Genomic DNA, 9,808 nt, shown 5'->3' on the forward strand with positions numbered 1-9,808 from the left:
TTACATGATCGCACAGGCGAACGCCGTGCTGAGTGACAAGGGCGCGCTGACGGAAGAGCTCGTCTCATGCCGTTTCCAGAACGAATTTACACTCTCGACTCCAGACAAGATCGAGTACATGGATGTGTCGCCGAAACAGATCGTATCTATTGCTGCGGCGCTGATTCCATTCCTCGAGCACGATGACGCAAACCGCGCATTGATGGGTTCAAACATGCAACGCCAGGCGGTACCAACCCTGAAGGCAGACAAGCCCCTGGTCGGTACAGGTATCGAGCGCGTTGTTGCTATCGACTCGGGTGTTGGTGTAATTGCCCGTCACGGCGGTCATGTCGAATCAGTCGATGCCATGCGTATCGTTATACGCGTCAATGACGACGAAGCGATTGCCGGTGAGTCAGGCGTAGATATCTACAGCCTGACCAAGTACATGCGTTCAAACCAGAACACCTGTATCAACCAGCGTCCGCTGGTACGTACCGGTGACCAGATTTCACGCGGTGACGTACTTGCTGACGGCCCGTCAACAGACAAGGGCGAGCTGGCTCTTGGTCAGAACCTGCGTGTCGCCTTCATGCCGTGGAACGGCTACAACTTCGAGGACTCCATCCTAATTTCGGAGCGTGTCGTCGAGGAGGATCGTTTCACCACGATTCATATTGAAGAGCTGACCTGCATGGCGCGTGACACCAAGCTGGGTTCAGAAGAGATTACAGCAGATATTCCGAATGTCGGTGAGTCTGCACTGGGTCGTCTTGACGAGTCCGGTATTGTATTCATCGGTGCCGAGGTCAAGGATGGTGACATCCTGGTCGGTAAGGTCACGCCGAAGGGCGAAACCCAGCTGACTCCGGAAGAGAAACTGCTGCGTGCAATCTTCGGTGAGAAGGCATCTGATGTTAAGGATACTTCGCTGCGTGTGCCATCAAGCATCAGCGGTACCGTTATCGATGTACAGGTCTTTACCCGTGACGGTGTCGAGAAGGATGCACGTGCACTGGAGATCGAAGAAGCCGAACTCGAGCGTGTTCGCCAGAACCTTAACGACCAGTTGCGTCTCATGGAGCTCGATACCTTCGCGCGTGTTGAGAAGATGCTGATCGGAAAGGTTGCCGATGGCGGCCCCAACAAGATCAAGAAGGGCACCAAGGTTACCAAGGCGTATCTCGCCGAGCTTGAGCAGGATCAGTGGCTTGAGATCAGGTTGCACAACGAAGATGCCGCCAAGCAACTCGAGATGGTTGCAGAGCAGGTGAAGAACCAGCGTGAAGACTATCGCGATAAGTTCGAAGAGAAGCGCCTCAAGCTGACTACCGGTGATGACCTCGCTCCAGGCGTACAGAAGATGGTTAAGGTCTATGTTGCCGTTAAGCGTCGTATCCAGCCTGGTGACAAGATGGCGGGACGCCACGGTAACAAGGGTGTTATCTCAAAGGTTGTTCCGGTCGAGGATATGCCTTTCGACGAAAATGGTACTCCTGTCGACATCGTGCTCAACCCGCTGGGTGTACCGTCTCGAATGAATATCGGACAGGTACTTGAGACCCATCTCGGCTTTGCCGCCAAGGGCCTTGGTGACAGAATCGGCGAGATGCTTGATGCGCAGAAGAACGCCAAGGAAGTACGTGGATTCCTCGACAAGGTATACAACACCAGCGGCAAGAGTGAGGACCTCGACAGCTTCAGTGATGACGAGATTTTCGAGATGGCCGGCAACCTGCGTGGTGGTGTACCAATGGCGACACCTGTATTCGACGGCGCGCACGAGGATGAGATCCGCGGCATGCTGAAACTGGCAGGCCTACCGGAGAGTGGTCAGATGACTCTCACCGACGGTCGCACAGGTGAAGAATTTGAACGTCCGGTCACTGTTGGCTACATGTACATGCTGAAACTCAACCACCTGGTTGATGACAAGATGCATGCACGTTCAACCGGTCCGTACAGCCTGGTTACCCAGCAGCCACTTGGTGGTAAAGCACAGTTTGGTGGCCAGCGCTTCGGTGAGATGGAGGTCTGGGCACTCGAGGCCTACGGCGCATCCTACACGCTGCAAGAGATGCTGACGGTCAAGTCGGACGACGTCAACGGACGTACACGTATCTATAAGAACATTGTCGATGGAGATCATCGCATGGAGCCCGGTATGCCGGAATCCTTCAATGTCCTTGTTAAAGAGATCCGTTCACTCGGTATCAATATCGAGTTGGAACAAGAGTAATCACGCCGGGAGATCAATTGTGAAAGATTTGCTGAATGTCCTTAAACAGGACCAGGTAGAAGAGTTTGATGCAATCCGCATTGGCCTGGCGTCTCCGGAGATGATCCGTTCGTGGTCATACGGAGAGGTCAAAAAACCTGAAACAATCAACTACCGTACCTTCAAGCCGGAGCGCGACGGTCTTTTCTGTGCCAAGATTTTTGGCCCGGTCAATGACTACGAGTGCCTGTGCGGAAAGTACAAGCGTCTCAAGCACCGTGGTGTAGTGTGTGAGAAGTGTGGCGTTGAAGTCACGCTCTCAAAAGTACGCCGTGAGCGTATGGGACATATTGAACTGGCTGCGCCCTGTGCTCACATCTGGTTCCTGAAGTCGCTGCCATCACGTATCGGCCTGCTGCTGGATATGACGCTGAAGGATATCGAGCGTGTACTCTACTTTGAGTCATACGTGGTTATCGAGCCTGGCATGACCATGCTCGAACGCAACCAGATGCTCTCTGACGAGCAGTACATCGAGGCTGTCGAAGAGTACGCCGACGAATTCGATGCTCGTATGGGCGCCGAGGCCGTTTTCGAACTGCTGCGTACGATCGATATCTCGAAAGAGATCGATCGCATGCGCGAAGAGATGGGTGCGACAAAGTCCGAGACCAAGATCAAGAAACTCAGTAAGCGTCTCAAGCTGCTTGAGTCCCTGCAGAGTTCAGGTAACCGCCCCGAGTGGATGATCCTGAAAGTGCTGCCTGTACTGCCACCGGAACTGCGTCCGCTGGTACCGCTTGATGGCGGCCGCTTCGCAACTTCTGATCTCAACGACCTCTATCGTCGTGTTATCAACCGTAACAACCGTCTCAAGCGACTGCTTGAACTGATGGCTCCGGATATCATTGTACGTAATGAAAAGCGTATGCTGCAGGAATCTGTAGACGCGCTGCTCGACAATGGTCGTCGTGGTCGTGCCATTACAGGTTCAAACAAGCGTCCGCTGAAATCACTTGCAGACATGATCAAGGGCAAGCAGGGTCGCTTCCGTCAGAACCTGCTCGGTAAGCGTGTCGACTACTCTGGCCGTTCGGTTATCGTGACCGGCCCGACACTGCGCCTGCACCAGTGTGGTATTCCGAAGAAGATGGCACTTGAACTGTTCAAGCCATTTATCTTCAGCAAGCTGCAGTGGCGCGGACTCGCAAACACCATCAAGGCTGCCAAGAAGATGGTTGAGCGCGGTGATCCGGAAGTGTGGGATATCCTCGAAGAGGTTATCCGCGAGCATCCGGTCATGCTTAACCGCGCACCAACACTTCACCGTCTTGGTATCCAGGCATTTGAACCGGTTCTGATCGAGGGCAAGGCGATTCAGCTGCATCCACTCGTCTGTACCGCGTTCAACGCCGACTTCGACGGCGACCAGATGGCGGTACATGTACCCCTGTCGCTGGAAGCACAGCTCGAAGCCCGCTCGCTGATGATGTCGACCAACAACATCCTCTCGCCTGCGAATGGTGAGCCGATCATCGTACCGTCACAGGACGTTGTTCTTGGTCTCTATTACATGACCCGCGAAAGAGTCAATGCCAAGGGCGAGGGCATGATCTTCTCCGACATTCACGAGGTGCGCCGTGCCTATGATTCAGGTGCGGCTGACCTGCAAGCGAAGGTTAAGGTACGCATCACCCAGACCATCAATGATGACGACGGTGGCAGTGAAACCACCACGACCATTATCGATACCACTGTCGGTCGTGCGCTGCTTGCAGAAATCCTGCCTGAAGGGCTCTCATTCGAACTGATGAACAAGGAGCTTGGCAAGCGCGCCATCTCCGGTCTGGTTAACGCCTGCTATCGTCGCGTCGGACTGAAAGAGACAGTTATTTTCGCTGACCAGCTGATGTACACGGGTTACCGTTATGCAACCCGCGCGGCTGTTTCCATCTGTTCAAACGACATGGTGGTTCCACCGGAGAAAGAGAGTATTCTTGCGTCTGCAGAAGCAGAGGTTAAGGAGATTCAGAACCAGTACGCTTCCGGTCTCGTTACCCAGGGTGAGCGCTACAACAAGGTTATCGATATCTGGTCGCATACCAACGACCAGGTCGCCAAGGCGATGATGACCAAGCTCGGTAAGGAGACTGTCAAGGATGCAGAGGGTCACGATGTTCAACAGAACTCGTTCAACTCGATCTTCATGATGGCCGATTCCGGTGCTCGTGGTTCGGCAGCGCAGATTCGTCAGCTTGCCGGTATGCGTGGCCTGATGGCCAAGCCGGATGGCTCGATCATCGAAACACCAATCACGGCAAACTTCCGTGAAGGTCTCGATATCCTGCAGTACTTTATTTCAACTCACGGTGCTCGTAAGGGTCTTGCGGATACCGCTCTGAAAACAGCAAACTCGGGTTACCTGACACGCCGTCTCGTCGACGTAGCGCAGGACATGGTTATCCTCGAGGATGACTGTGGAACAGAAAACGGCATCCTGATGATTCCGATCATCGAGGGTGGTGACGTTGTCGAGCCTCTGCGCGAGCGTATTCTCGGTCGTGTCGTGTCACAGCACATCTATCACCCGACAACTGAAGAGCTGTTGTGTGAAGCTGGCACGCTGCTTGATGAGCGCTGGGTCGATACGCTCGATCATAACGGTGTGGACCAGGTGTGGGTACGGTCTGCTATCACTTGTGATGCACGCGTCGGTGTCTGTGCCCAGTGCTATGGTCGTGACCTCGCTCGTGGACACCAGGTGAATACCGGTGAGGCTGTCGGTGTTATCGCTGCTCAGAGTATCGGTGAGCCGGGAACCCAGCTGACCATGCGTACCTTCCACATCGGTGGTGCCGCATCACGAGCTGCTGCTGCAAACAGCATCGATGCCAAGAATGGCGGTAAGGTTCGTTACAGCGATCTCGAGTATGTTGAGCAGGAGTCAGGTAACCAGGTTGTTACCTCGCGTTCCGGTGAAGTCCACGTGCTTGACGAACTTGGCCGTGAGCGTGAGCGCTACAAGCTGCCATACGGTGCAACCCTGCTGGTCAAGGATGGATCGGAAATTGAAGGCGGTACGCTGATTGCAACATGGGATCCGCATACGCATCCGGTTATTACCGAGGTTGCAGGTATCCTGCAGTTCGTCGATTTTGTAGAGGGCGTTACTGTCGCAAGTCGTACTGACGATATCACCGGCCTGAAGTCGCTTGAAGTTATCGATCCAAAGGCACGTCCATCTGCAGGTAAGGATCTGCGTCCGATGGTGAAGCTGATTGATGAGAAGGGCACAGACGTCAATATTGCACATACCAATATTCCGGCTTCCTACTTCCTGCCATCAGGTTCGGTTGTCAACGTTAAGGATGGCGCCGCGGTTAAGATTGGTGACACCCTTGCGCGTATCCCGCAGGAGTCATCGAAGACTCGTGATATCACGGGTGGTCTGCCACGAGTTGCCGACCTCTTCGAGGCACGTAAACCGAAAGAGCCTGCGATTCTTGCAGAGTCATCGGGAACCATCGGTTTTGGTAAGGAAACCAAGGGTAAACAGCGTCTGGTCATCACTGATCAGAACGGTGAAACAACCGAGACCCTGATTCCAAAATGGCGTCGTATCGATGTGTTCGAGGGTGAGCATGTTGAGCGTGGTGAGATTATTGCTGATGGCGAACTCGTACCGCACGACATTCTGCGCCTGCGTGGAGTTACACATCTTGCTGAATACCTGGTCAAGGAGATTCAGGACGTTTACCGCTTGCAGGGTGTAAGAATCAACGACAAGCACATCGAGGTCATTATTCGCCAGATGCTGCGTAAGGTTGAGATTACCGACTCTGGTGATTCGCGCTTTATCAAGGGCGAACAGGCAGAGCGTTCACGCGTACTCGAAGCCAACGAGAAGCTGGTTGCGGAAGGTAAGCAGCCTGCGCTCTATGATCCGGTACTGCTTGGTATTACCAAGGCATCACTGGCGACCGAGTCGTTCATCTCTGCGGCATCTTTCCAGGAGACCACACGAGTACTCACGGAAGCAGCCGTTCGCGGTGCATCCGATGATCTTGTCGGCCTCAAGGAAAATGTTATCGTTGGTCGTCTGGTTCCTGCGGGAACAGGCCTCTCCTATCACAGGACCCGCAAAGATAACCGCGTGGTAGAAGAGACTGAAGTCGATACAACGCTTGCGGCGCAGGAAGTCGAGGCAGCAATCAAGGAGGCGCTCAGCGTTTCCGAAGAGTCTGATGAAAAAGGCACAGGAGAATAACCAATGGCACGTGTAACAGTAGAAGACTGCCTTGAGCATGTCGATAACCGTTTCGACCTGGTTCTGCTTGCAACCAGGCGAGCTCGCCAGTTGTCAGAGGGTGTTGAGCCGCTGCTACCGGAAGAGAACGACAAGCCGACTGTCATCGCCCTGCGTGAGATCGCAGAGGGATTGGTTTCCAACGAGTCACTTGATGCTGCTCTTGCAGTTGAAGATGTTCCCGAGGAAATTAGCGAGGAAGACCTGATTTTTGCACTTGGCGAGGAACTTGCCGGAATGTAACGGATCGGGTGCTTTTGAAGCAATCCTGATAAACCGCCGCTCATTTGAGTGGCGGTTTTTTTTGGCTTCTTTCTGCAGGTTTGGGTGCTGGAGCGGGAGGCTGATCCCGGTGCGATTGTATTTCATTCCACAACCTACTGTTGTAAAGTTGCTATCTGGTGTTATTCTTTAATGATGATCACAGAGATTCTATAGCGGCCGCTTAAATTGAGTGAGCCCAAGCCTTCGATCGGGAATACCCAGCTCGATATGCCTCTCCACAAGGAGAAAGGGCAGCCTGACCTGCGTTTTCTGATCAGCGATCTGACTTCCTATCTTGAGACATACCTCCCGCAAACACAGGTGAGTGAAGTCTACCGTGCCTACCTTTTCGGCGCGGATGCACACATCAACCAGAAACGCCTTTCCGGTGAGCCTTATATCTATCACCCGATTGCAGTCGCACATATTCTTGCGACCATGCGCATGGATCACAAGTGCATTATCGCTGCCATGTTGCATGATGTTATCGAGGACACGCCGACTGCAAAGTCACAGCTCACCGAGCAGTTCGACGAAGAGGTGGCAGAACTGGTCGACGGTGTGACCAAGCTGACATCACTCGATTTCAGCTCACGCGAAGAGGCTCAGGCAGCGAGTTTTCAGAAGATGATTCTCGCGATGACCAAGGATATTCGGGTCATCCTGATCAAGCTGGCCGACCGACTGCATAATATGCGCACGCTCGGAGTGATGCGTCCCGAGAAGGCGCGGCGCATCGCCAGCGAAACGCTCGAAATCTATGCGCCGATCGCACAGCGCCTCGGTATCAGCCGCTTACGTCATGAACTTGAGGATTTAGCCTTCCAGGCGCACTGGCCGATGCGTTATCGCATACTGAGGGAGGCGGTGGTCAAGCACCATGGCTTTCACAAGGAGCTGACCAGCGGTACGCTCGCCGCGATACGCGGTCAGCTGATGCGTGAAAAGATCCATGCTGATGTGGTCTATCGAGAGAAACATCTTTTCAGTGTTTACAGGAAGATGCGTGATCGCAAGGTCCCTTTCTCAGAGATTGCCGACGTGGTCGGCTTCCGCATTATTGTTGATGACGTGGATGCCTGTTACAGGGTGCTTGGCAGCGTACACCATGTCTATGCGCCCAGACCCGGACGCTTCAAGGACTATATTGCAATACCCAAGGCGAGTGGTTACCAGGCCTTGCACACTGTACTGGTTGGTCCGCATGGTGGTCCGATCGAGGTGCAGATTCGCACCAAGGCGATGGACCAGGTTGCAGAGAGCGGGGTTGCCGCACACTGGAATTACAAGAGTGGCGAGGCGGGCAGCAGTACTGCACGCAACAGTATTGACTGGCTGAAGAACCTGCTTGATGTGCAGAAGGAGTCGGCCAATCCGATGGAGTTCCTCGAGAACGTCAAGCTCGACCTGTTTCCGGGCGAAGTCTACGTATTCACTCCAAAGGGCAAGATTATCGTGCTGCCGAAGGGCTCGACAATAATCGATTTTGCTTACGCGGTGCATTCACAAGTCGGAAATCACTGTGTTGCTGCACGTATCGATCAGCGCATGGTGCCGTTAAAGACCCGCCTGCATAACGGCGAGACCATCGAAATCCATACCGCGGAAAAGAGTCGTCCCAACCCGCGCTGGCTTGATTTTGCAGTGACCTCCAAGGCACGTGCATCGATTCGCAGCTACCTGAAAAACCTGCAGAGGCAGGATGCCGTACAACTTGGTGCGCAACTGCTTGCATCTGAGCTGCAGCTCTATGGGGGATCTCTCGAAAAGTACGGGCAACAGGTAATAGAGGAGTTACGCGAAGAGCTTGGCTATAGCGAGTTTGATGATCTTCTGGCTGACGTGGGGCTGGGTAACCGCCCGGCGCGCCTGGTGGCAAAACGCCTCGCTGATGGCGGTACAGAGGGTGACGCGGGATCAGGCGGTGAGGCGCAGCCGTTGGCAGCTCAGCGCGTCAATATACGTGGCACCGAGGGTATGGTGGTCAGTTATGCACGTTGTTGCCATCCGATTCCGGGTGACCCGATCATCGGTACCTTTCACCCCGGGCGTGGCATCGTCGTTCATCATGCGACCTGCCCGAATATTTCGGACATGCGCAAGTACCCGGAAAACTGGGTTGATGTCGCATGGGAATCCAGTATCAAGGGTAGTTTTCCGGTCGTGCTGCGCGTTGAGGCGAGCAATCAGCCCGGTGTATTGGCGACCGTCGCATCGGCGATTGCCGATGCCGGATCAAATATCGAATCAATTCGTACGGATGACTATGACGGGCGTATTTCGGTACTGCTCGTTACACTCAGTGTTCACGACAGGCGCCACCTGTCACGCCTGATGAAAAGCCTGCGGCATGTTCCTGTCGTCAACAGGTTGACGCGTATTATTGGCTAGCCCGGATATCGCACAAAGATAGTCCTTCCTGAGCGGGATTACTTTGCCGGTTGAGACGGTTCAGTCCCGAAGGTTTCGAGTAACTGCTCCAACGCCTTCTCTTTCAGCTCTTCCGTAGCAGGCATTGGCTCAGCAGCCTGGGCCTCGGTAGCGGCTTCCTGCGCGACTGAACCATGGGCCAACTCGGTTGGCGCAGCCACTTGTTCAACTACAGGCTGAGTAACTGGAACCGCTGGCTTGGCCTCGACCACAGGTTCTGCAGCTGGAGTAGTCGGCCTGAACACAGGTTGTGTAACTGGAACAGCTGATTCGACCGGGGGCTGTGCAACTGGAGCAGTTGCTTCTGCCGGTGCCTGCTGCGGGATTACTTCACTTGCCGGAGCAGATTCTGCAGGCATTTGCGGCATTTCAGTTTGCTGCTGCATTACTTCCGTGACAGGCGCTGCCATTTCCGCGCTTGCAGGAGCTTCTGTCATTGTCATTGGCTCCGGCATGGCTTCTATAGCCGCTTCAGTTGCCTGTTGGCTTTCCTGCTCGATGGTATCTGGCGCAGCAACAGCAGTTGCGTCGTTTGCCTGGTAGATGGTCTGTGGAGCAGGAGCGGCTGGCTCACTCTCTTGAAGTTGCACCTGTGGAAAAGCTTCACG

General features: G+C 54.2%; 4 protein-coding genes and 1 pseudogene. 4 read left to right on the top strand and 1 reads right to left on the bottom strand.

The annotated features are described in order from the left end of the window. The 4 genes from rpoB to BOW51_RS03765 form a co-directional block, all read left to right on the top strand. On the top strand, positions 1-2,221 hold a 2,221-nt coding region (rpoB, locus tag BOW51_RS03750), incomplete at its 5' end, for a DNA-directed RNA polymerase subunit beta (RefSeq protein WP_078476507.1). A 19-nt stretch (positions 2,222-2,240) separates the two neighbouring features. Beyond that, the gene (rpoC, locus tag BOW51_RS03755) at positions 2,241-6,467 is read left to right on the top strand and encodes a DNA-directed RNA polymerase subunit beta' (RefSeq protein WP_078476508.1); all 4,227 of its coding nucleotides are present in this window, start codon (positions 2,241-2,243) and stop codon (positions 6,465-6,467) included. A 3-nt stretch (positions 6,468-6,470) separates the two neighbouring features. Further along, positions 6,471-6,749: a DNA-directed RNA polymerase subunit omega gene (gene rpoZ / locus BOW51_RS03760; RefSeq protein WP_078476509.1), complete on the top strand. Its 279-nt coding sequence runs from the start codon at positions 6,471-6,473 to the stop codon at positions 6,747-6,749. Between the two features lie 207 nt (positions 6,750-6,956). After that, a complete protein-coding gene (locus tag BOW51_RS03765; RefSeq protein WP_306341485.1) occupies positions 6,957-9,161 on the top strand; it encodes a RelA/SpoT family protein in 2,205 nt (734 codons plus the stop codon). Between the two features lie 38 nt (positions 9,162-9,199). Here the strand turns inward: BOW51_RS03765 and BOW51_RS11080 are convergent. Beyond that, positions 9,200-9,808: pseudogene (locus BOW51_RS11080) on the bottom strand (hypothetical protein); the annotation flags it as partial.

The organism is Solemya elarraichensis gill symbiont, from assembly GCF_002021095.1.
Taxonomy (GTDB): Bacteria; Pseudomonadota; Gammaproteobacteria; order Chromatiales; family Chromatiaceae.

Excerpts from the sequence above, each read along its gene's own strand:
- rpoZ (WP_078476509.1), top strand. The coding sequence starts at position 6,471 with ATGGCACGTGTAACAGTAGAAGACTGCCTTGAGCATGTCGATAACCGT.